Raw genomic sequence first — 20,294 nt, forward strand, 5'->3', positions numbered from 1 at the left:
CTCCCCTTCCTAAACTTTTTACCTGTTCATATGGTTGACGAATAATATACAGATATCGTTAAAAATTTTTGGAATGGGGGTCCGGGGGAGAACCTTTTTTCAAAAAGGTTCTCCCCCGGTGCCATTTCGATAAGGCAAACTCATGACTCGCTATTACGTCAATTTGAACCTGCGCGCGGCGGATCGCGATCCGGCCTTGGTGCTGCGTCACCTTGAGGGTGGGGTGCCGCCGGAATTGGGCCTCGATCCGGTGCTCATGGACGCCAAGACGCCGGCTTGGCACAGGGAGCTGGCCCGGCGGCTGGCGGACGCCGGCCTGCCGTGCACGCTGCATCTGCCGTTTTTCGATCTCCAGCCCGGCAGCGCCGACGCCCGCATCCGGACGGCCACCCGGGACAGGTTGCTGGCGGCCCTGGAAACGGCGGCCATCTACGCCCCCCATCGCATGGTCGGGCACAGCGCCTACAACCGGTTTCTCTACATCCGTTCCTTTAGCGACTGGGCGGCCCGGGCCGCCGATACCTGGGCCGCGGTTCTGGCCGCCTGGCCCGACCATCCGCCGTTGTGCCTGGAAAATACCCACGAGGCCGACCCGGCCACGGTGACCGGCGCGGTCGAGGCGCTGCGCGAACGGCTTGCCGAGGGGCAACGGGAGCGTGTCGGCATCTGCTTCGACATCGGCCACTGGCACAGCTTTGCCGGAGGCAGCGTTCGGGGCGATCTGGCCGACTGGGTCGCGGCCTTTGCCCCGTATCTGCTCCACATGCACCTGCACGACAACGACGGCGCTTTCGACGAGCATCTGGGACCGGGGCAGGGGAGCATTCCCTTTGACGCCCTGTTCGAGCTGCTGGCTAAGGGCGGCCTGCGTCCCACCGTGACCTTCGAGCCCCACTCGTCCGCCGCCTACGCCCAGGCCTTGGCCTTTGCCCGGTCCCGTCCGGATTTTTTCGCCGGCTGAAGCGGCCCGCTGCGGCAACGCAAGCAGACGGACCGGCCGCCCACGGGGCCGGCGGCAGCCTTTTTCGGCATTTTTCAGGAAAAAACGATCTGCGGTGCGCCGCTTGAGGAAAAGCGGCCCAAAGGCGTCTTTTGCCCCATCAGGACGATGGGACGGGCGGGAAGCTCCGGCCTGTCCGGCCGGCCTCAGCGCAGGTAGTTCGGGATATTCATGAAAAGCTCCTTCGTGAAGTTGATCATCTTGTCCATCATCCAGGGGAAGGCCACGAGCAGGGCGATGAACATGGAGAGAATCTTCGGCACGAAGGTGAGCGTCATTTCCTGAATCTGGGTGGCGGCCTGGAGCACGGAAATCACCACACCCACGACCAGTGACACCCCGAGCATGGGCAGGGCCAGAAAAAGCGCCGTTTCGATGGCCTGACGCGACAGGGCCACAACCATATCCGTCGTCATGGGCGGACCTCCTTACGTATTAAACGAGTTGACGAGGGAGGCTACCATGAGCCCCCAGCCGTCGACCAGCACGAAGAGCAGCAGCTTGAAGGGCATGGCTATGGTGGCCGGCGGCAGCATCATCATGCCCATGGCCAAAAGAATGCTCGAAATGACCATGTCGAGGATGAGAAAGGGGATGTAGATGAGAAAGCCGATGGTAAAGGCGGTCTTGAGCTCGCTGATGATGAATCCGGCCGCGAGCATGGTCGTCGGCACCTCGGCCTTGTCCTTGGGCCGCTCCATCTTGGTCACGGTGTAAAAGACCGACAGGTCCTTTTCCCGGGTGTGCTTGAAGAGAAATTCCCGAAGCGGCGCCTCGGCCTTTTTGAGCGCCTCGGTGAAGCCGATCTGTTCGCTCAGGTAGGGCTGGAGCGCATTGTCGTTTATGGCCTTGCCCGTGGGGTACATGATGACGCAGGTCAAAAAGATGGCAAGGCTGGCCAGAATCTGGGACGGCGGCACCTGCGGCACGCCCATGGCTTGGCGCAGAAACGAGAAGACGATGATGATGCGGGTAAAGGAGGTCACCGTCAGCACGAAGGCTGGCGCCAGGGACAACACGGTCAGGGCGAAAAGGACTTCGAGCAGGGTGGAGACGCGTTCCGGCTGGGTCTGGCCGGCGGCCAGGGACAGGGTCAGGCTCGGGGTGTCCTGGGCCAGGGCCGAAGCGGCGGCCACGAGCACGATGCCGAGAGCGGCCGCGAGGACGAGCAGGCTAGGACGGAGAATCGTCGCCCGGGCGGCGGGTTTTTTCGGCCAGGGCAACGGCGAATTCGGTGACGGCAGCGGTGTCATGGGGCGCATGGTCCTCGGTCAAAAGCGTGATGGAGTGGTCCGTGACGCCAAGGACCATATCCTTGGCCACACTATCGGCATTCAAGAATCGGACCACGATGATGCTTTTGCGGGGACCAAGACTCAGGTGGGCCATGAGCCGCAGCATGCCGCCCCGGCCGGCCGGCCCCAGGCCGAACTTGGGCCCGAAGCGGCGCAACACCCAGTAGGCGGCGAAAATGATCGCCAGAATGAGGAGCAGGGCCAGGCCCATGTGGATGGCCGCTCCGGCCAGCCCGTAGTCCGAGGCCGGAGGCATCGGCGGCGTGGCGGCGGAGACGGCGGTTGCGGGATCAGGCAAGCTGTTTCACCCGTTCGATGGGGCTTATGATGTCGGTTAAGCGCACGCCGAACTTCTCGTTTATAACCACGGCTTCGCCCCGGGCCACCAGCTTGCCGTTGACGTAGATTTCCAGGGGTTCGCCGGCCAGCTTGTTGAGTTCGATGACCGAGCCCTGGCCGAGTTGCAGCAATTCGTTGATGAGAAGCTTGGTGCGGCCGAGCTCGGCCGAGACGTCCAGCGGAATGTCCAGGATGAAGTCCAGGTCGCGGCGCACGCCTTCCGGACGCGGGGCCTTGGCCTCCTGCGTCAAATTCTTGAACTGTGGCGCGGCGCTTTGTCGGGACAAGGCTTCCTGGTTCCGTTCGCTTTTGATGGACTGCTCTTCCTCGTCGGCCAGGGCGGAGGCCCATTCGGAGGCCAGGGCGTCGTCCTTGCCGCCGCCGCTGTCTCCGGCCGGGGCAGCGCCGGCAGGCTGATCGAATAGAGCGTCGATGTCCGACTGGGAGGCCGGCTTTTCGTCCTCCTGATCCTCCAGGGCGGAGGCCCATTCGGCGGCCAGCTTGTCCTGATCGATGTCGTCGGGAGTCATGGAAATCCCTCGCGCGGCGACGCGCTATTGAATGACGAAGTCCGTGAAATAGACCCGGGCCACCTTGGCCTGGCCGATCGCCTGGTTGAGACGGTCCACAATCTCCTTGCGCAGCAGGATCTTGCCTTCGAGCGTGCTTAAATCCTGGGAGGTCTTGGTGGACAAAAGCATCAGCAGCGCGTCGCGGATCTTGGCCTGGTTGGCTTCCAGCAGTTCCGGGTTGCCGGTCATCTCCACGCTGAGCACGATCTTGAGGTAACGCCGGGCATTGGGGTCGGCCAGGTTGACCACGAAGGACGGCAGGGCGATCAGGTTGGAAGGCGCTTCCTTGCCCCCATGGCCGCCTTTTTTCGCTTCGCCGTGGCCACCCTCGGCCTTTTTTTCCTCGGCCGTGGCCTGCGGTTCCTCGGCCTTCTTTTCCTCGGCCTGGGCCTGTTCCTTGGTCTGCTCCGCCGTTACTGGCGGCTTGTGCGCGAAGAAATACTGGTAGGCGAAAAAGCCGCCGCCGGCGAGCACAAGCAGCAACACCACCAGAATAATGTATTTGAGAAAACTGGATTTCTTCTTGCCTTCAGGCTCTTCGGGCGCGTCTGCCATGTGCGTCTCCCGGCGTCAGAAACCTAACGCCTTATCGCTGTCTCGGGCCGAACAGATCCGTACCTACGCGCACGTGGGTGGCCCCTTCCATGACGGCAACCTCCAGGTCGCCGCTCATGCCCATGGACAGGACAGGAAGCGGCAGCCCCAGGCGTGCGGCCAGCTCGTCGCGAAGCCCGCGCAACCGGGCAAAAGCAGGCCTGGCGCCTTCCGGATCGTCAAAGACCGGCGGGATGACCATAAGTCCCGTCACGCGAAGAGCGCCCATGGCGGCCACGGCCTCGGCCAGTTCCGGCAGGTGCTCCGGGTCGATGCCGGACTTCTGCGTTTCCCCGGCCACGTTGACCTGCAGGCAGATGTCCTGGGTCAGGCCTGATGCTTCGGTCTTTTTTTGCAATATTCCTGCCAGCTCCAGGTTGTCCACCGTGTGGATGAGGGCGAAGCGGCCCACGGCCAGCTTGGCCTTGTTGCGCTGCAAGTGGCCGATGAAGTGCCAGACGAGCCCGGCCGGGGCGGCCTCCATCTTGGGCAACGCCTCCTGAATGTAGGATTCCCCGAAAATCCGCTGGCCGCAGGCGGCCATGGCCGCCACTTCCGTGACGTCGTGCAGCTTTGACACCGCAACGAGGGTCACCGTGGCCGGGTCCCGGCCGCAGATCGCGCAGGCGCGGGCGATGCGCTCTTTTACCTGGGCCAGACGTTTGGCCGCTTGCGTTTCCACCAGCCTGTCTCCGACTTCCGTCACTTTTCGATTGCCCGACCCTACCCGCCCAGGCGGGCGATGTAAAACGGCGTGGCAGTCTATTCCCCAAGTCCCAGTTCGCGGAGCAGGGCCGGGTCCAGGTCCCAGTTGGGCCGCACCTTGACCCACAACTCCAAAAACACCTTGGCCCCGAGCATTTCCTCGATCTCGGTCCGGGCCTTGGACCCGATATCCTTGATGCGCTCGCCGCCCTTGCCGATGACCATGGGCTTGTGGCTTTCCCGGCCGACCAGGATGGTGGCCTGGATCTTGGTCAGTCCGGGTTTGCTCTTTTCGTCCCAGTTGTCCACGGTCACGGCCGTGGAGTAGGGGAGTTCCTCGCCAAGGGCCAAAAAGAGCTTTTCGCGCACGATCTCCCCGGCCAGAAAGCGTACCGGGGCCGTGGAAACCTCGTCCGGGTCGTATTGGTGCGGCCCCTCGGGCAGGCGCGCGAAAAGGGCGGCCAGAAGCGTGTCCACGCCCTGCCCCTTCAAGGCGCTGACGGGAAAAAGCTCGGCCGCGGGCAGTGCTTCGCCAAGGGCCTGCAGCACCGGCAGCATGCGGGCCTTATCGCGCACGGCATCGGATTTGTTGAGCGCCACCACGACCGGTATGTTGCTGCTTTCCACCGCCTTGACGATGGACCGCAGGTCGTCGCGCATGGCCTCGGGGTCCCGGGCGTAGCGGGCACCGTCGAGCAGCACCAGTACCACGTCGGCCTGGCCGAGGGCCGCGTAGGCGCTGCGCAGCAAAAGCGGGGCGATGCCGCGTTTCTGGCGGTGCAGCCCCGGCGTGTCCAGAAACACGGCCTGGGCGCCGCCTTCGGTCAGGATGCCGCTTATGCTGTTGCGGGTGGTCTGGGGCTTGGGCGAAACAATGGACACCTTCTGCCCGATCAGGCGGTTGAGCAGGGTGGACTTGCCGGCGTTGGTCGGTCCAAGCATGACCACATGGCCGAAACGTTGGGCTTGCTCCAAGGACGTCTCCAGACGCGGTTCCGGTGGCAACCGCTGTTTAATTTGTTAAAAAGTCATACGGGCCCAATAAAAAATAACGAGTAGCCCGCAAGGAAACAAACGGCAACCCTTGCTTTGCCACCTTGGGGTGGCTATAGCACGCCTGCCATGGGAAAGGACCTTATTATCGTCGAGTCGCCGGCCAAGGTGAAAACCATCAAGAAGTTTCTCGGCAATGCCTATGCCGTGGAAGCCTCGGTGGGGCACGTGCGCGATCTGCCCTCCAAAAAACTGGGGGTGGATGAAAAGGAAGATTTCGCGCCGCAATATCAAATCATTCCAGGCAAACAAAAGGTTGTTTCCAGACTCAAGGAAGCGGCCGCCTCCGCCAAGACCATCTATCTTGCCCCGGACCCGGACCGCGAAGGCGAGGCCATCGCCTGGCACGTGGCCGAGATATTAAAGGATGCGGGCGCACCCATCCATCGCATCCAGTTCAACGAGATCACGGCCCGGGCCGTGCGCGAGGCCCTGGCCCATCCCCGCGACATCAACGAAAAACTTTTTCTCTCCCAACAGGCCCGCCGGATTCTCGACCGGCTGGTCGGCTACAAGGTGTCGCCCATCCTGTGGCAGAAGGTCAAAAGCGGCATTTCCGCCGGCCGGGTGCAGTCCGTGGCCCTGCGGCTCGTGGTCGATCGCGAAAAGGAGCGCCGCGCCTTCGATCCGGTCGAGTACTGGGTGTTCAAGGCCCGGCTGGCCGGCGACACGCCACCGGAATTCGAGGCCGAACTGGCCAAGTACAAGGGCAAGAAGGTCGAGATCGGCAGCCGCGAGGCGGCCGAGGAGGCCGAGGCGGCGATCACGGGCAATCCCTTCGTCGTTGCCGCGGTGACCGAAAAGGAACGCAAGAAATCCCCGCCCCCGCCCTTTATCACCTCCACCCTGCAGCAGGCCGCCAACCAGCGGCTGGGCTACTCGGCCAAGCGCACCATGGGCGCGGCCCAGAAACTCTACGAGGGCCTGGATCTCGGCGAGCGGGGCACGGTGGCGCTTATTACCTACATGCGTACCGATTCCACGCGCATCGCCGACGAGGCCCGGGACGCGGCCAAGGAATTCATCACCGCAAGCCTCGGCCCGGACTATTATCCGGAAAAGGCCCGTCACTTCCGGACCAAGGCCGGGGCCCAGGACGCCCACGAGGCCATCCGGCCCATCGACGTGACGCTGACCCCGGCCGAGGTCAAGGCGCTTTTGCCCAAGGACCTTTTTTCGCTCTACAAGCTCATCTGGGAGCGGTTCGTGGCTTCGCAGATGAGCGAGGCGCGCTTCTGGGACACCGCCGCCGACATCGCGGTCGGGCCGGCGCTTTTCAAGGCCAAGGGCGAGCGGCTTATTTTTCCGGGCTACCTCAAGGTCTACGGCCAGGAGGCCGGGGATGCGGCCAAGACCCTGCCGCCGCTGGCCAAGGATCAGGAACTGACGCTCCTTGAGCTCAAAAAGGACCAGAAGTTCACCCAGCCGCCGCCGCGCTACACCGAAGCCTCGCTGGTGCGCGAGCTGGAGGAAAAGGGCATCGGCCGTCCCTCGACCTACGCGGCCATCATTTCGACCCTGCTCGACCGCGACTATGCCCGGCTCGAGGAGAAGCATTTCGTGCCCTCCGAGCTGGGCGAGACGGTTTCGGATTTGCTCGCCGAGCATTTCGTCAAGATCATGGACGTGGGTTTTACGGCCGGCATGGAGGAAGCGCTCGACGCCGTGGCCGAGGGCCGGGGCGATTGGGTGAGCCTTTTGAAGGACTTCACCAGCGACTTCAATCCGACCCTGGCCAAGGCGGCCAAGGACATGGCCAAGGTCAAGGCCGGCAAGGAAACGGACGTCGTTTGCGAGTTGTGCGGCAAGCCCATGGTCATCCGCTTCGGCAAGGCCGGCGAATTCCTGGGCTGTTCGGGCTATCCGGACTGCAAGAACACCAAGGAGTTCGACCGGGCTCCGGACGGCGCGGTCGTTCCCCGGGAACGCAAGCCCGAGGAAGTGGTTTCCGTCGGCGAGTGCCCCCAGTGCGGCAAGCCGCTGGCCATCAAGAAATCCCGCACCGGCAGCCGGTTTATCGCCTGTACCGGCTGGCCGGAGTGCAAGTACGCCAAGCCCTTTTCCACCGGCGTGCCCTGTCCCCGCGAGGGCTGCGGGGGCATGCTCGTGGAGAAAAGCTCCAAGCGCGGCAAGGTGTTTTATGCCTGCGACCAGTATCCCCAGTGCGACTTCGCGGTCTGGGACTGGCCGGTCAACGAGCCCTGCCCCCAGTGCGACTCCAAGATCCTGGTGCGCAAGAAGACCCGCGACGGCGAGGTGATCGCCTGTCCCAACCGGGGCTGTCGCTACCGGCGTTCGGTTGCCGATAAAAAGGACGAGGACGGGGAATAGCCGGCCCTGTGCGTGTGCCGCCGGCCGGTCCCTGACCGGCGGCCCGGGAAGTCGTTATGCCCGTCACCCCCCGTTTGGTCGGCCTTCTGGCCGCCCTTGGCGCCACCGTGCTCTGGTCCGGCAACTTTGTGGCCGCCCGGGGCATCGCCCACGATATCCCGCCCTTCACGCTCAATTTCTGGCGCTGGCTGGTGGCGCTTGTCTGCCTGCTGCCCCTGGCCCGGCCGAAGTTTCGGGCCGACTGGCCGGGTATGCGCCGCAGTTGGCGCTACATGGCCCTCATGGGCCTTCTCGGCGTCACGGCGCTCAATACCTTCGTCTACAAGGCCGCCCAGACCACGGCCAGCCTCAACATGGCCCTGCTCGTACCGACGGCCCCCATCACCATCATCATCCTGTCCCGGATTTTTCACGAAGAGCCCGTAACTCCCCGCCGGCTGGCCGGGGTGCTGGTGGTGCTTCTGGGCGTGCTGATTCTTTTTTCCCGGGGCGACTGGCAGGCCCTTGCCCGGGTGCGCTTTGCCGCCGGCGACTTGTGGGCGTTTTGCGGCGTGGTCTGTTTCGGCGTGTATTCCTTTTGCACGCGCTACCGGCCGGCGGACGTGTCCCTCGAGGGGTTCAACGCCGCCACCTTCGCCTGGGGGCTTTTGCTGTCCCTGCCCGGGCTGGCCTGGGAGATGGCCGTTCTGCCGTCGCCGGAGGTCAGCGCCAAGGTTGTGGGCGGCGTCCTCTACGTCGGCATCGGCTGCTCCTTTGCCGCCTATCTCTTGTGGACCAAGGCGATCACGGCCGTCGGTCCGGTGCTGGCCGGCCTCGTCTATTACTCCCTGCCGCTTTTTACCGCCGTGGAGGCGGCCCTCGTGCTTGACGAGCGCATCGCGCCCTTCCATGTGGCCGGCGGCGTCTGCATCGCCTGCGGCATCATGATCGCCACCTGGCGGGTGCGGCCCAGGGCGGCAAGACGGTAACGTCCTTTGGGTCGGCCGGTGTTTTTTTGTAATATAGTCTCGACGTTCCGAAAAAAAATAAATAAATAACACGCGGTAATTAATCAAGATATGTTATTAGATTCGAGTTTATTTTTTTAGCGCTAGCATTAAAAATTTTGGTAATTTTATATAACGCGTTTCGTAGGTCCCGCTGTTTTTTGGGGTTTATTGCTGAAGCATTTGTTAAATCGTTGAGATAAAAATCTTTAATTTTTTTAACAATAGTTTTGATGCTATTGTCTTTAGTGTAATAAATGTCTAGAAACATAAAATCATATAGTATATTTTCATAGCTCTTTTCCAAGGAAGTGGCTTCTGGGCTATTGTTAGAATAATATCCAGAGTCAATAATTTTGTTTGCATTTTCAACAAATAAAGGAAATTGTCCATAAAGGCTTGACATTTTTGGGCTAGCAACTTTGAATAAAAGATTTTTTGATTCGACCTTCATGTTTATTTTGTTTTCGAATGTTTTTAAAAAACCAATATTGATGAATGTTATGAATAAAGTTGGTAAAATTACAATTAATAACTTCTCCGCAATACTTTCTTTTTTTTCAGCCATGATATCTTCTTAGTTTTAAGGAATAAACTTGAACAGATACTCTTTGCCGTTGTATGTAATTTTCCAAATGCAATTTCTCGAAGGATGAAAGTATTCTGCTGCTTGATGGTTGAACCAGCTCCCATTCCCAATACTTTTTTCTGTTTCATAACTACAAGATGGATTTGAATAACTATATCTTGTTATTTTGGCGCTATATGTACTATCCGGGCTACTATCAATAGTAATAAGTATTGATTTTTTGTCTTTATATTCTACCACTCCACTATTTACCTGGTTGTTATAATTTGAAATCCTATTCCCTAAATTTGCATTGTGTTGTCCACTATAGCTTATCTCTGAAGGTGGGCAAGTAAAATTTGCTTGGTTTAATTCTACGATTATTGGATGTAATTTTGTATATGTTCTAATTGAGTTGCAAGTATTATAATCTGTATGATTTAGGCATAAATCACCGCGTGTTACATAGTAGAGGGATAAATGTAATGGTTGATGGTCGATTTGTTTTTGTTGGGAAGTTGTTTGCGCAGTCGCGGGAATGGTAATATAACATACTGAAATCATGCTTAAAAATAATACTAACCATGCCCATTGGTATGCATTTCTTTTCATGGCGTCCTCTTCAAAGTTTGGGTCCAATGCGTAATTTTTAAATTAAAACTCAATTACATATAGTCCTGAAAAATTTTTATGCTGAAAGCAGATATGTAATTAGTCGTCTATATTCATCTTGCGTATATGTCAATAGCCCGGAACAAAAAAAGGGCCGCCTCGCAAGGAGACGGCCCTTTTTTTTATTGCATGAGGGGGACGCCGGGTCAGACCAGCGGCGTATTCTCCACGAGGGTCCAGATGCCGCAGGGGCAGGCGTTGCCGCAAAAGCCGCAGCCGATGCACTTGGCGGGGTCGGACACCATCTCGAATTCCTTGCCGTCGAGCTGCTTGCGCGAGATGGCCCCGGTCGGGCAGATGGTCTCGCACAGCCCGCAGTCGCGGCAGGCCCCGCAGGAGGAGCACTGGCTGGCGCAGGAATTCAGGTCGCTAAACTCCATGATGCGCGGATCGAAATACTCGAGCTTGGCCCGATTGTAGTCGATCATCTTGCGCGTGTCCTCCACCGGCCGCTTGCCGGCGAAGATGTCCTTGATGGCCCTGGCCGCGTCGCGGCCCATGCCGATGGCCTGGGTGAGAAGGCCCGGTTTCACGATGTCGCCGACGGCGAACACCTTGGGATTGGTGGTCTGGTTGATGCTGTTGACCTTCACGTGGCCGCGCTCGGTGGCGATGGTGTCGTCCAAAAACTCCAGGTCCGGGACGTCGCCGACCGACAGGACGACGGTGTCCGCCGGCAGGGTTTCGCCGGATTGCAGGGTCACGCCCGCGGCCGTGATTTCCTTGGTGAAGCAGGGCCACTTGAAGATCGCGCCAGCGGCCTCGGCATCCTTGCGTTCCTTGCCGAAAGAGGCCGGGGTCTGGATGTCGATGAGGGTGATGGACTCGGCCCCCAGGCGGGCGGCCTCGGTGGCCACGTCGCAGCCCACGTTGCCGGCGCCGATGATGACCACGGTCTTGCCGACCTTGGCCGTGCCCTTCTTGGCGGCCTTGAGGAAGGTCAGGGCCGGGGTGGCCAGCTCCTTGCCGGGAACGGGCAGCATGCGGGGCTTGTTGGCCCCGACGGCCAGCACCGTGAAGTCGTAGTCCGTGACGATCTGGGCGAACTCGTCCTTGGCCAGCGCCTTTTTGAGCTGGATGTGCGGCAGCACTTCCTGGGCCCGCTCGATTTCGGCCTCCAGCACGTCCTTGGGGATGCGGCTGGACGGAATGGCCGCCGCGATCTTGCCGCCGAGCTTTTCCTCGAGGTCGTAGATCACGGCTTCATGGCCGGCCAGCCGGAGCTGCCAGGCCACGGACATGCCGGCCGGGCCGCCGCCGATGACGGCCACCCGCTTGCCGGAAAGGGGCGGGAGCTTCGGCATGTGGCCGGCCTTGGCGTTGGCCTTGCCGAGCATGGCGGTATCAAGCGGCGTCAGGTGGCCGATATTGCGCGTGCAGCCCTGCATGCACAGGTTCGGGCACAGATAGCCGCAGACCGTGGCCGGGAAGGGCGTGTAGGCCAGCGCGAGGTCCATGGCTTCGTCCATGAGGCCGTCGCGCACGAGCTGCCAGCGCTGCTGCACCGGAATGCCGGTGGGACAGCTGGCCTGGCAGGGCGAAAGGTATTTCTTGTTTTCCCAGACCGGGACGAACCGGCGCAGCTCGCCGTTGACGATCAGCGGAATGGGGCTTCTGTCGCTGGTATCCAGGTCGCCGATGAGCCCGCCCTTGCCGAGTTCCGCATCCCAGACGTTGGCGCGGAAATCGCTCATGGAACGCCGGGCCTTGCCGGTTTTTTCGTAGGGCGTGCGGGCGGCGATGCACTGCCAGTCGTCGCGCGCCGACAGGGTGTCGAAGAGCGCGGACTGGCCGATGGCCTCGAGGTAGGAGCGCAGGTTCTCGGTGAGCCAGGCATAGGCCGCGTCGTCGATGGGCACGAGCTTGGCGTCGGCCAGGGAAAAGCCCTTGTGCGGGCCGCGAAAGAAGATCTGGCCGCCGACCATGCCCACGCACGGACGGTAGCCGAGCACGTTGTCCGGATTCTGGGGCTCGTAGCCGCAGACCACCGCCGTGCCGCCGGCCATGAATTCGGCGAAATAATCGCCGACCGAGCCGAGCACCCACATTTCCGGGGCCGCGTACTTGGGGTTGCGCTTGGTCATGGTCATGCCGCGCGCGCCGAGGTTGCCGGCGACCATGACCTTGCCCTGGGCCATGCCGTTGGCCGCGCCGTTGCCGGCGTTGCCGAGCACCGTGATCTCGGCCCCGGCGTTGAGCCAGCCGATGTCGTCCGAGGTCGGGGCGTCGATGATGATCTTCGTGCCCGGGAAGCCCATGGAGCCGGCGCGCTGGCCGGGTGCGCCGGTGATGCGCACGGTGATGGGTTCCTCGCGGGCGATGAAAAGCCGGCCGCCGATGCCGTGCTGGCCGTCGGCCTCGACAAGGAGGTCGCGGGCGCCCTGGGTCACGGCCCGCTGGATGCGTTCCTCGAGAATACGGGAGTCCACCCGCAGGCCGTTTTCGATGCCGTGTATGGTGACGCTTTGCTGTGCCATGTGCGTTGCTGCCTTGCTGCTGCTGGGGTTCTTTTTCGCCGGGCCGCCGCTAGACCACGTACTTGATCTTGAGGCGCTGGGCCGCGTGGTAATCGCTTATGCCGAGCGCGTCGGACATGCCGATGGGCAGCGACGTGGAACGTCCGAGCGGGGCGACGATCTTGCGCAGTTCGGTGTCGAAGGAGAGGAACACGTCCACGAGACGTTCGGCCACCTTTTCCGGGTCCAGCCGCCGGTACAGGCGGGGGTCCTGGGAGGTGATGCCTTTGGGGCACACGCCGATGTTGCACACGTTGCACCGGTCGCGCTCAGAGCCCAGGCAGCCGGCGGCGGCCTGCATCATGTACTTGCCCGACTGCACGGCGCTGGCGCCGAGCATGATCAGCGCGGCGGCGTTGGCGGCCAGGTTGCCGTTCTTGCCGATGCCGCCACCGGCAATGAGCGGAATCTCGTTCTGCTTGCCGGCGGTGCACAGGTCTTCGTAGCAGTCGCGCAGGTTGGTGGCGATGGGGTGCCCCATGTGGTTCATGGAGACGTTGTAGGCCGCGCCCGTGCCGCCGTCCTCGCCGTCGATGGCGAGCCCGGCCGCGTAGGGGTTGCGGATGAGGTTGTTGAGCACCGCCGTGGACGAGGTGGTGCCGGAAATCTTCGGGTAGACCGGCACGCGGAATCCCCAGGCCATGGACATGGACTGGATCATCTTGGCCACGGACTCCTCGATGGAATACTGGGTCTGGTGGGTGGGCGGGCTCGGCAGGGACACGCCCTGGGGCACGCCGCGGATGGCGGCGATGAGCTTGTTGACCTTGTACCACATGAGCAGCCCGCCGTCGCCGGGCTTGGCTCCCTGGCCGTACTTGATCTCGATGGCGCAGGGGTCCTCTTTCATATCCGGCAGGGCCTTTATGATCTCGTCCCAGCCGAAGTAGCCCGAGGCGATCTGGAGCACCACGTACTTGAGGAAGCGCGAGCGCAACAGGCGCGGCGGACAGCCGCCCTCGCCCGTCGCCATCCGCACCGGCATGCCCATTTCCTCGTTTAAGTAGGTCACGCCCATGATCAGCCCTTCCCACATGTTGGGGGAGAGCGCGCCGAAGGACATGGAGCCGACCATCAGCGGATAGATCTCGCGCACCGCCGGCACCCAGGCGTGCTCTTCCAGGGCGTGGAGGCCTTCCTCGGGCGGCTGTACGCGGCCGAGCAGGGTGCGCAGCTCGAACTCGTGCCGGCCGGCGTCCAGGGCCGGGTCGGTGAGCATGGAGATGCGGATGAACTTGATCTGGTCGAGCAGGCTGCCGGAGTCGTTGCGGCGACCGCCCCGGGTGCGGGCCTGGCCGCCACGGTTGTTGTGGAACTTGAGCGTGGTGGCTTCGGGGCGCAGGCGCGGGGTGATGGCGTTATTGGGGCATACCATGTTGCACATGGCGCAGCCGATGCAGCGGTAGGCCGGATCGGTGCGCTGGCGGATGCCGTAATAAATGGAATAGCTGTTGGTGGGCTTTTTCTGCAAGGCCAGGGTGGTCTCGACGGTGCGCTTGCGGAACACGCCGAGTTCGATGGCGTTCACCGGGCACACGGCGGTGCAGCGCCCGCACAGGGTGCAGGTGTGTATGTCCCAGTCCACCTGCCAGGGCAGGTCGTTGACGCTTAGTGTGGACGGGGTAAGGATTGGAGCTGATTGCATATGGTGACCTCTTGGCATTCGGGGCGCACGATGGCCGTATCCAGGTGCATGGGTTGAAAATCGGCGTGCTCGTCACGGTCGGGAATGGCCGCGTCGAGGCCGCAGATTTCCGAGGAAAAGGCAAAAATGCCGTCCTTGCCGCCAACCACGCCGGGGCGCAGCTTCTTGCGGTCCTGGACCATGAACATGGTTCCCTCGGGCAGGCAGCCGATGACGCAATTGGGCCCGTCGATGATGAGCTTGCGGCAGGTCTGCTTGATGCGGGCAAGCATTTCGCGGTCCGGATGGCCTTCCATCTCGGCGTTGGACAACGGCGTGATGACGTGCTTGTAGTATTCGATGCCAAGGCCCAGGCGCTTGAGCGTGAAATGCATGATATGGGCGAAGACTTCCGAGTCGGACTGATAACCCATATAACCGGGAAACCCGCGCGAGAGCAGGTATTCCTTGATGGGAATAAAGGCCGTGTTCTCGCCGTTGGTCATGGTGCATACGCCCTGGAGGAAGAACGGGTGGCAGGCGTAGAGATTGATGGCGTAGTTGGTGTTCTGGCGGCCCTGGGCCAGGATGCGGCGGCAGTAGAGCTCCGGCCGGTCGAGGCCGAGGTATTCGGCCACGGTCAGGGGATCGCCGACTTCCTTGACCATGATGGTGTCGGGCCAGAACGAGAAGACGCGGATGTCTTCTTTTTCCTCGCCCATGAGGCGAAGCGCCACGCGCAGGGTCATATAGGTCAGTTCGCGCTCGGCCTGATCCTTGCCTTTGAGGTCGGCCGGGATCTCGTAAGCCCGGGCCATGTAGGTCCCGCGTACCGGGGTGCCGGCCGGGACCGTGGTCTTGGGGTCGAGTACGAGGGTGGACTTGGTGACGAAGCCCCGTTCATCCATGAAGGCGTCGAGGCGCTTTAATCCGTCGTCCGTGAAAATGCCGGAGAGGATCGGCGCGTCCTTCATCTCGCCGAAAGGACCGCCCAGATCATGGAGAAAAAGGCCGACGCCGGAGCCGTCGTGTCCTTCCTTCATGACGTTGAGGGCCTCGATGGCGCGCATGGGGGACACGGGGTCCCGGCTGCTGAGGGCGAATAAGCGGCACATGGTCTACTCCGAATAACGCTATCTATTTGAGGGGGGTTTTTTCATAGTGACAAAATAGGGCATCGTAAAGCAAAAAATAAAAAAGAGGGACTTCTTGCGAAAAATGTAAATAAATTCCGGCGGAAGATTATTTCATACAAAAGCAATACCCCCGAGACATTTCGCCTTTTTTGAAAAGTTCGACCGGGCGGCGTGCGCCGTCGCCGCGATCACGCCGACGAATCTTCGGTCCGCCAAGGCGCTCTTCCGGGGGCGTGCGCCGTCCCATCCGTCACGGCGCGGGCCGCGGCCAATCCCGGCCCGGACGCCCAGTTTAGGATAATAAGATCGAAACCGCCTGCGTCAAACGCTGCCGGCTTGGAAAAAACGGTCCCCGCAGCGCGGACCGCAAAGCTAAGGAGCAGACATGAAGCACGATGATTTCATCATTATCGGCAGCTGTTTGGCCGGGTGCGTCCTGGCCAACCGCTTGAGCGCCAATCCCAAGCACAAGGTCCTGGTCCTCAAGGCCGGGTCCTGGGACCGCCGGTGCGATTTCCGCATCCGCATGCCCGCGCCCTGACCTATCCGCTGGCCGGCGGCTTCTACTCCCTGGCAACGTTTTTTACGGGTTGCGAAAACGCCATGCGCGTGGTCCAGGAAGAAGTCTTCGGCCCGGTCATCACCGTGGAGCATTTCAGGACCGAGGACGAGGCGGTAAGCCGCGCCAACAGCACCATCTACGGCCTGTCGGCCGGATTCTGGACCCGCGACCCGGACCGCATCACCCGCGTTTCGGCACGGTCTGGGGCAACGACTTCAACGTCTCTTTCACCCAGGCCCACTGGGGTGCGGCTACAAGCAGTCCGGCCCTGCCCGTGGTCACGACCTTCCTGGCCAAGGTGCATTAAGAGGATAAGACCGGGGGGAACCCCTTCCCAAAGATTTTTACCGGTTACAGATGGTTAAAGACAACAAGCTGTAACCTTTAAAAGTTTTGAGGAGGGGAGAGCGCGAGAGGGGGACCCTTTTTGAAAAAAGGGTCCCCCTCTTGCATTTCCCTTTCATCTCCCCAGCACGTCGCCTGCGGCGAAGGGCTTGGGGATGAGGCCGAAGCGGGCGCAGACGTCGATGACGCCTTGCAGGGCGGCCGGTTCGAGCTTTTCGGGGAAGCGCGGCAGGGTGATTTTGGCGGCCAGATCGGGCGGGAGTTTGGTGCGGCCGCGCAGGATTTCACGGGCCTTGTCGGGGTGGGCGGTGATGAAGGCCGAGGCCTTGGTCACCGCCCGGACGAACGCCGCCGCCTCTTCGGGATGGGCCTTGATCCAGGATTTTTTGGCGAACCAGGCGCCGATCAGATAGGGGTTGCCGAAGGCGGCGTGGGGCGAGGGCTCGAGCACCTTGGCCACGCCGCGCGACACGGCATCGGTGACGAAGGGTTCGAGGGTGAGCGCCGCGTCGGCCGATCCCTTGGCCAGGGCGGTGGCCATGTCCGGGAAGGGAACTTCCACCAGCCGGATGGAGTCCGGGGCGATTCCGGCTTTTTCGGCCAGGGCGCGCATGGCCGCCTCGTTGATGTTGCCGAGGGTGTTGATGGCCACGGTCTTGCCGGCCAGCTCCTTGACCGAGGTGATCTTGGAATCCGCCGGCACGAGCAGCGCGTGGACGTCGTTGGTGCCGGCCACGCCCTCGACTCCGGGGGCCAGGAAGGTGAAGTCGAAGCCTTTCGCGTGGGCCAGGATGATGGACACGGTGTTGGACCAGCCGACGGCCAGTTCGCCGCCTTCCACGGCCGGGGCGATGACCGCGCCGCCCTTCATGGACGCGCCCGTGACGGCGAGGCCTTCGGCCTTGAAATACCCCTCGGCTTCGGCCACGAAGAATTGCAGGCAATCGCCGACCGGCATGTAGCCGACCTTGAGCGGCGCGGGTTCGGCGGCGTGGGCGGGCAGGGCGAGGAAAATTAAGAGCAGGGCGAAAAGCAGCGGGCGCGGCATACGGGCCTCCTGTGGGTTGTCGTGGCTGCGGCCGAAGGGGCGATCATCCTTCCATAGCGTCCCCGCGACCTTCATGCCAGCGCAAAAGCCGCGCCGTGACGCGTTCCACGGCCGTGTTGAGCCCGAGCCCGAGAATCCCGAGCATGGCGACCCCGGCATACATCTCCGGAATGGCAAAAGTGCGCTGCATGCGCAGGATATAATGCCCGATGCCGCTGGTGGCCCCGATCATCTCCGAGAGCACGGCCACGATCAGCGCCATGGGCACGGCCGTGCGAAACCCGGCCGCGACGCTCGGGCCGGCCGCCGGCAGCAGCACCCGGGCCAGGGTGTCGTAGCGCGACAGGCCGTAGGCGGCGGCTGTCAGGTGAAATTGCGGCGGCACCGCCCTGGCCCCGTCCATGGCCCCGACCAGGATGGGAAAAAAACAGGCGAAAAAGACCACGAACACCTTCATGCCGGAGCCGATGCCGAAAAGGAGCATGGCCGCCGGAATGATGGCCGGCGGCGGCACCGGGCGCAAAAGCTCCACCGTGGGCGAGAGCAGCCCGGCCAGCCGGCGCGAAACGCCCATGCCGAGCCCGAGCGGCACGGCGACCGCGGCGGCGATCCCCAGCCCGGCCAGGGCGCGCGTAAGCGTCTGCCCGGCTTGCAGCGGCAAAAGCCCCGAGGCGGTCAGTTTCCAGAAGGTGACGGCAATGGTCGAAACCGGCGGAAAATAAAGCCGCGACACGATGCCAAGCCGGGAAACCGCCTCCCACAGGCAGGCCAGAACTACGAAAACGATCAGTCCCGAGAAGCGCCGCATCGCCTAATGCCCCCTGCGCGGCATCCAGCGCAAAACGCGGCCGCGCACGCCCACGAAGGCGGCGTTGAGCCCGAAGCCGAGCAGCCCCACGGCCACGATGCCGGCGTACATGGCATCGGGACGCCGGGCCAGGGACGACTCCAGGATAAACGAGCCCAGGCCGCTTCCCGCCGCCGCCATCTCCGTGGTCACAGTGACGGCCACGGCCACGGCCAAAGCCACCCGCAGCCCGGCCAGCACCTGGGGCAGGGCGGCCGGGGCGCGCACCAGCAAAATCGTCTCGCGCCGCGACAATCCGTACACCCTGGCCGTGGCCAAAAGCTCCGGCCCGGCGGCCGAGGCCCCGGCCAAGGCGGCCACATAGGCCGGCCAGCAACAGGCAAATCCGGTTATGCCCACGCACAGCCCGAACCCCAGCCCCAGAAACAAGATGCCGATCGGAATGAGCGCTACCGACGGCATGGGCCGCAGGAATTCCACCGTGGTCCGGCTCGCCCGGCCAAACTTCGGAAATACACCACAACAAAACCCCAACAACACGCCGACTCCGCCGCCAAAGGCAAACCCGGCTAGGGTGCGCCACAGCGTCGCGCCGCCCTGTCGCCACAATTCGCCGGAAATAGCCAACCGCCACAACTCCACAACAACCCCTGAAACCGGCGGCAATAAATCCGGTCGCACCACGCCCCCCCGCGCCGTTGTTTCCCAAAGGATAAGGAGAGCTGCAAGGAGGAGGTAGCCCATGGAGGCCTCCGGCGGCCAGGAGGGGCGTTGCCCCTCCTGGACCACCCTACCGGGGGGAATAATTCCCCCCGGGCCCCCTTTGATGGGGCATGGGCTGGCTATGTCGGATGGATGCGGCATATCGGTGAAAAGGAGAGTTCCCATTTAGTAAAGGGTCCAGGGGAATTATTCCCCTGGTGGGGAGGGTGTGGGAGGGGCAACGCCCCTCCCACCCTCTTCCTCTCGCCGCAACAGGGAGTGAATCGCCCTCCTGGCGTCGAGGAAGCGGCGATCCTCGCGGGTGCTGATCTGGTCGCGGGGTGTGGGCAGTTCGATGGTGATGCTGGCGGCGACTTTGGCCGGCGGCGGCGTGAGCACGATGACGGTATCGGACAGGTACACGGCCTCGTCGATGTCGTGGGTGACGAAGAGCACGGTTTTGGCCTGGTTGCGGGCGACGGCGGCGAGCAGGTCTTCGAGTTCCTCGCGGGTCTGGGCGTCGACGGAGGCGAAGGGTTCGTCGAGGAGCAGGATATCCGCGCCGTAGGCCAGTCCCCGGGCCAGGGCGGCGCGCTGCTGCATGCCGCCGGAGAGCTGCCAGGGGTAGCGGTCGGCGAAATCGGCCAGTCCGACCGAGGCCAGGGCCTCACGTGCGGCCTGTTCCTTGTCTTTTTTCGAGCCGAGCTTGCGGCGCAGCACGAAGCGGATGTTTTCGGCCACGGTCTGCCAGGGGAAAAGCGAGGCGGCGGCGTTTTGGAAGATAAGCGCCATTTCCGGGGGCGGGCTGGTGACGTCGCGGCCGTCGAGGCGCACGTGGCCGGAAGTGGGGCGCATAAGCCCGCACACGCATTGGAGGATGGTGGATTTGCCGCAACCCGACGGCCCCAGAAGCGAGACGAACGCCCCGCGCGGCACGGCAAAGTTCACCCCGGCCAGGGCGCAGGCCGGCGGCGATCCGTTTTGGGCGTAAGTTTTGGATAACGCTTCAATAGTCAGCACAAGACCTACTCGTAATGCAATTTGGTTGGAGAAGAAAAGAAGAAAGTGCGAGAGGGGAAGCCTTCCGAAAAGGGGAGGTTCCCTCGCGCCTTTTTCATTTCAAATTTTCTGTTTTCCAAAGAGGATGAGGGCTACCAGCCGAAGTGGCGCGAAGTTTTTGGCTGGCTGGCCGGCGGCGGGATGTGGCGGCCGCGTGCGGCGCATATTTGAAGAATACGCCTTCGCGTCCCCACATCCCGCCGCCGGCCCTGGGGACCCGCGCCATATCTGGGAACAATTCTCTCAGTCAGGCAGATACAAAACATCGTCGGCCGCCATATTGGGGAACAATTTTCTGGCCGCAGCAGGCGTCCTTTCGGTATTTATTTTATATGATTCGTCTTTTCACCCCATTAAAAGTCTTTGGAAGGGGGGCCTG

Annotated in this window: 19 protein-coding genes and 1 pseudogene; 4 read left to right on the forward strand and 16 right to left on the reverse strand. The window is 62.2% G+C overall.

Annotated features, from left to right (window positions below):
• Positions 1 to 142 precede the first annotated feature (142 nt).
• Complete coding sequence (locus ACMZ6R_RS16680) at positions 143 to 961, forward strand: sugar phosphate isomerase/epimerase family protein (RefSeq protein WP_416113525.1); 819 nt, start codon at positions 143 to 145, stop codon at positions 959 to 961.
• A gap of 185 nt (positions 962 to 1,146) precedes the next feature.
• Here the strand turns inward: ACMZ6R_RS16680 and fliQ are convergent, their stop codons facing one another.
• The 7 genes from fliQ to era are packed head-to-tail and all read right to left on the reverse strand — an operon-like array spanning position 1,147 to position 5,480.
• Positions 1,147 to 1,416 carry a flagellar biosynthesis protein FliQ gene (gene fliQ / locus ACMZ6R_RS16685; RefSeq protein WP_416113527.1) on the reverse strand — a complete coding sequence of 90 codons (270 nt, stop codon included), beginning with the start codon at positions 1,414 to 1,416 and terminating at the stop codon, positions 1,147 to 1,149.
• Between the two features lie 12 nt (positions 1,417 to 1,428).
• Complete coding sequence (fliP, locus tag ACMZ6R_RS16690) at positions 1,429 to 2,187, reverse strand: flagellar type III secretion system pore protein FliP (protein WP_416113561.1); 759 nt, start codon at positions 2,185 to 2,187, stop codon at positions 1,429 to 1,431.
• On the reverse strand, positions 2,174 to 2,593 hold the full coding sequence (gene fliO, locus ACMZ6R_RS16695; RefSeq protein WP_416113529.1) for a flagellar biosynthetic protein FliO: 420 nt from the start codon (positions 2,591 to 2,593) through the stop codon (positions 2,174 to 2,176). The genes fliP and fliO overlap by 14 nt, the downstream gene beginning before the upstream one ends.
• Positions 2,586 to 3,164: a flagellar motor switch protein FliN gene (gene fliN, locus ACMZ6R_RS16700; protein ID WP_416113531.1), complete on the reverse strand. Its 579-nt coding sequence runs from the start codon at positions 3,162 to 3,164 to the stop codon at positions 2,586 to 2,588. The genes fliO and fliN overlap by 8 nt, the downstream gene beginning before the upstream one ends.
• Positions 3,165 to 3,188: 24 nt before the next feature.
• The gene (locus ACMZ6R_RS16705; RefSeq protein ID WP_416113533.1) at positions 3,189 to 3,761 is read right to left on the reverse strand and encodes a flagellar basal body-associated protein FliL; all 573 of its coding nucleotides are present in this window, start codon (positions 3,759 to 3,761) and stop codon (positions 3,189 to 3,191) included.
• 31 nt (positions 3,762 to 3,792) lie between these two features.
• Positions 3,793 to 4,506, reverse strand: a complete 714-nt coding sequence (locus ACMZ6R_RS16710; protein ID WP_416113535.1) for a YggS family pyridoxal phosphate-dependent enzyme — start codon at positions 4,504 to 4,506, stop codon at positions 3,793 to 3,795.
• Positions 4,507 to 4,562: 56 nt separating this feature from the next.
• The gene (gene era / locus ACMZ6R_RS16715; protein WP_416113537.1) at positions 4,563 to 5,480 is read right to left on the reverse strand and encodes a GTPase Era; all 918 of its coding nucleotides are present in this window, start codon (positions 5,478 to 5,480) and stop codon (positions 4,563 to 4,565) included.
• Positions 5,481 to 5,627: 147 nt separating this feature from the next.
• On the opposite strand from era, the gene topA reads away from it, so the two are divergent.
• Entirely contained in the window at positions 5,628 to 7,889 is a 2,262-nt protein-coding gene (topA, locus tag ACMZ6R_RS16720) for a type I DNA topoisomerase (protein WP_416113539.1), read from the forward strand.
• A gap of 56 nt (positions 7,890 to 7,945) precedes the next feature.
• Positions 7,946 to 8,857 (forward strand): DMT family transporter, encoded by a 912-nt coding sequence (locus ACMZ6R_RS16725; protein WP_416113541.1) that lies wholly within the window; start codon positions 7,946 to 7,948, stop codon positions 8,855 to 8,857.
• A 79-nt stretch (positions 8,858 to 8,936) separates the two neighbouring features.
• Here ACMZ6R_RS16725 and ACMZ6R_RS16730 read toward each other — a convergent pair whose 3' ends face one another.
• From ACMZ6R_RS16730 to ACMZ6R_RS16750, 5 genes are all read right to left on the reverse strand, one after another.
• Complete coding sequence (locus ACMZ6R_RS16730; protein ID WP_416113543.1) at positions 8,937 to 9,443, reverse strand: hypothetical protein; 507 nt, start codon at positions 9,441 to 9,443, stop codon at positions 8,937 to 8,939.
• 15 nt (positions 9,444 to 9,458) lie between these two features.
• Entirely contained in the window at positions 9,459 to 10,055 is a 597-nt protein-coding gene (locus ACMZ6R_RS16735; protein WP_416113545.1) for a hypothetical protein, read from the reverse strand.
• Between the two features lie 206 nt (positions 10,056 to 10,261).
• Complete coding sequence (locus ACMZ6R_RS16740; RefSeq protein WP_416113547.1) at positions 10,262 to 12,592, reverse strand: FAD-dependent oxidoreductase; 2,331 nt, start codon at positions 12,590 to 12,592, stop codon at positions 10,262 to 10,264.
• A 49-nt stretch (positions 12,593 to 12,641) separates the two neighbouring features.
• Positions 12,642 to 14,276, reverse strand: coding sequence for a glutamate synthase-related protein (locus tag ACMZ6R_RS16745; protein WP_416113549.1), 1,635 nt, complete (start codon positions 14,274 to 14,276; stop codon positions 12,642 to 12,644).
• A complete protein-coding gene (locus tag ACMZ6R_RS16750; protein ID WP_416113551.1) occupies positions 14,240 to 15,370 on the reverse strand; it encodes a glutamate synthase in 1,131 nt (376 codons plus the stop codon). The genes ACMZ6R_RS16745 and ACMZ6R_RS16750 overlap by 37 nt, the downstream gene beginning before the upstream one ends.
• Positions 15,371 to 15,776: 406 nt before the next feature.
• On the opposite strand from ACMZ6R_RS16750, the pseudogene ACMZ6R_RS16755 reads away from it, so the two are divergent.
• Positions 15,777 to 16,229, forward strand: a pseudogene (locus tag ACMZ6R_RS16755) (aldehyde dehydrogenase family protein); the annotation flags it as partial.
• A 184-nt stretch (positions 16,230 to 16,413) separates the two neighbouring features.
• Here ACMZ6R_RS16755 and ACMZ6R_RS16760 read toward each other — a convergent pair.
• From ACMZ6R_RS16760 to ACMZ6R_RS16775, 4 genes are all read right to left on the reverse strand, one after another.
• Positions 16,414 to 17,346 (reverse strand): ABC transporter substrate-binding protein, encoded by a 933-nt coding sequence (locus ACMZ6R_RS16760; RefSeq protein WP_416113553.1) that lies wholly within the window; start codon positions 17,344 to 17,346, stop codon positions 16,414 to 16,416.
• Positions 17,347 to 17,389: 43 nt separating this feature from the next.
• Positions 17,390 to 18,154, reverse strand: a complete 765-nt coding sequence (locus tag ACMZ6R_RS16765; protein ID WP_416113555.1) for an ABC transporter permease — start codon at positions 18,152 to 18,154, stop codon at positions 17,390 to 17,392.
• A 3-nt stretch (positions 18,155 to 18,157) separates the two neighbouring features.
• Positions 18,158 to 18,835 (reverse strand): ABC transporter permease, encoded by a 678-nt coding sequence (locus ACMZ6R_RS16770; protein ID WP_416113557.1) that lies wholly within the window; start codon positions 18,833 to 18,835, stop codon positions 18,158 to 18,160.
• A 228-nt stretch (positions 18,836 to 19,063) separates the two neighbouring features.
• Positions 19,064 to 19,876, reverse strand: coding sequence for an ABC transporter ATP-binding protein (locus ACMZ6R_RS16775; RefSeq protein ID WP_416113559.1), 813 nt, complete (start codon positions 19,874 to 19,876; stop codon positions 19,064 to 19,066).
• Between the last annotated feature and the right edge of the window lie 418 nt (positions 19,877 to 20,294).

Origin of the sequence: Solidesulfovibrio sp. C21, assembly GCF_047785625.1 — a bacterium.
In the GTDB taxonomy this organism is placed as follows: domain Bacteria; phylum Desulfobacterota; class Desulfovibrionia; order Desulfovibrionales; family Desulfovibrionaceae; genus Solidesulfovibrio.

Coding starts and splice junctions, on each gene's coding strand:
- ACMZ6R_RS16680 (WP_416113525.1), top strand. CDS start 143: ATGACTCGCTATTACGTCAATTTGAACCTGCGCGCGGCGGATCGCGAT.
- fliQ (WP_416113527.1), bottom strand. CDS start 1,416: ATGACGACGGATATGGTTGTGGCCCTGTCGCGTCAGGCCATCGAAACG.
- fliN (WP_416113531.1), bottom strand. CDS start 3,164: ATGACTCCCGACGACATCGATCAGGACAAGCTGGCCGCCGAATGGGCC.
- ACMZ6R_RS16705 (WP_416113533.1), bottom strand. CDS start 3,761: ATGGCAGACGCGCCCGAAGAGCCTGAAGGCAAGAAGAAATCCAGTTTT.
- topA (WP_416113539.1), top strand. CDS start 5,628: ATGGGAAAGGACCTTATTATCGTCGAGTCGCCGGCCAAGGTGAAAACC.
- ACMZ6R_RS16725 (WP_416113541.1), top strand. CDS start 7,946: ATGCCCGTCACCCCCCGTTTGGTCGGCCTTCTGGCCGCCCTTGGCGCC.
- ACMZ6R_RS16730 (WP_416113543.1), bottom strand. CDS start 9,443: ATGGCTGAAAAAAAAGAAAGTATTGCGGAGAAGTTATTAATTGTAATT.
- ACMZ6R_RS16735 (WP_416113545.1), bottom strand. CDS start 10,055: ATGAAAAGAAATGCATACCAATGGGCATGGTTAGTATTATTTTTAAGC.
- ACMZ6R_RS16740 (WP_416113547.1), bottom strand. CDS start 12,592: ATGGCACAGCAAAGCGTCACCATACACGGCATCGAAAACGGCCTGCGG.
- ACMZ6R_RS16745 (WP_416113549.1), bottom strand. CDS start 14,276: ATGCAATCAGCTCCAATCCTTACCCCGTCCACACTAAGCGTCAACGAC.
- ACMZ6R_RS16750 (WP_416113551.1), bottom strand. CDS start 15,370: ATGTGCCGCTTATTCGCCCTCAGCAGCCGGGACCCCGTGTCCCCCATG.
- ACMZ6R_RS16760 (WP_416113553.1), bottom strand. CDS start 17,346: ATGCCGCGCCCGCTGCTTTTCGCCCTGCTCTTAATTTTCCTCGCCCTG.
- ACMZ6R_RS16765 (WP_416113555.1), bottom strand. CDS start 18,154: ATGCGGCGCTTCTCGGGACTGATCGTTTTCGTAGTTCTGGCCTGCCTG.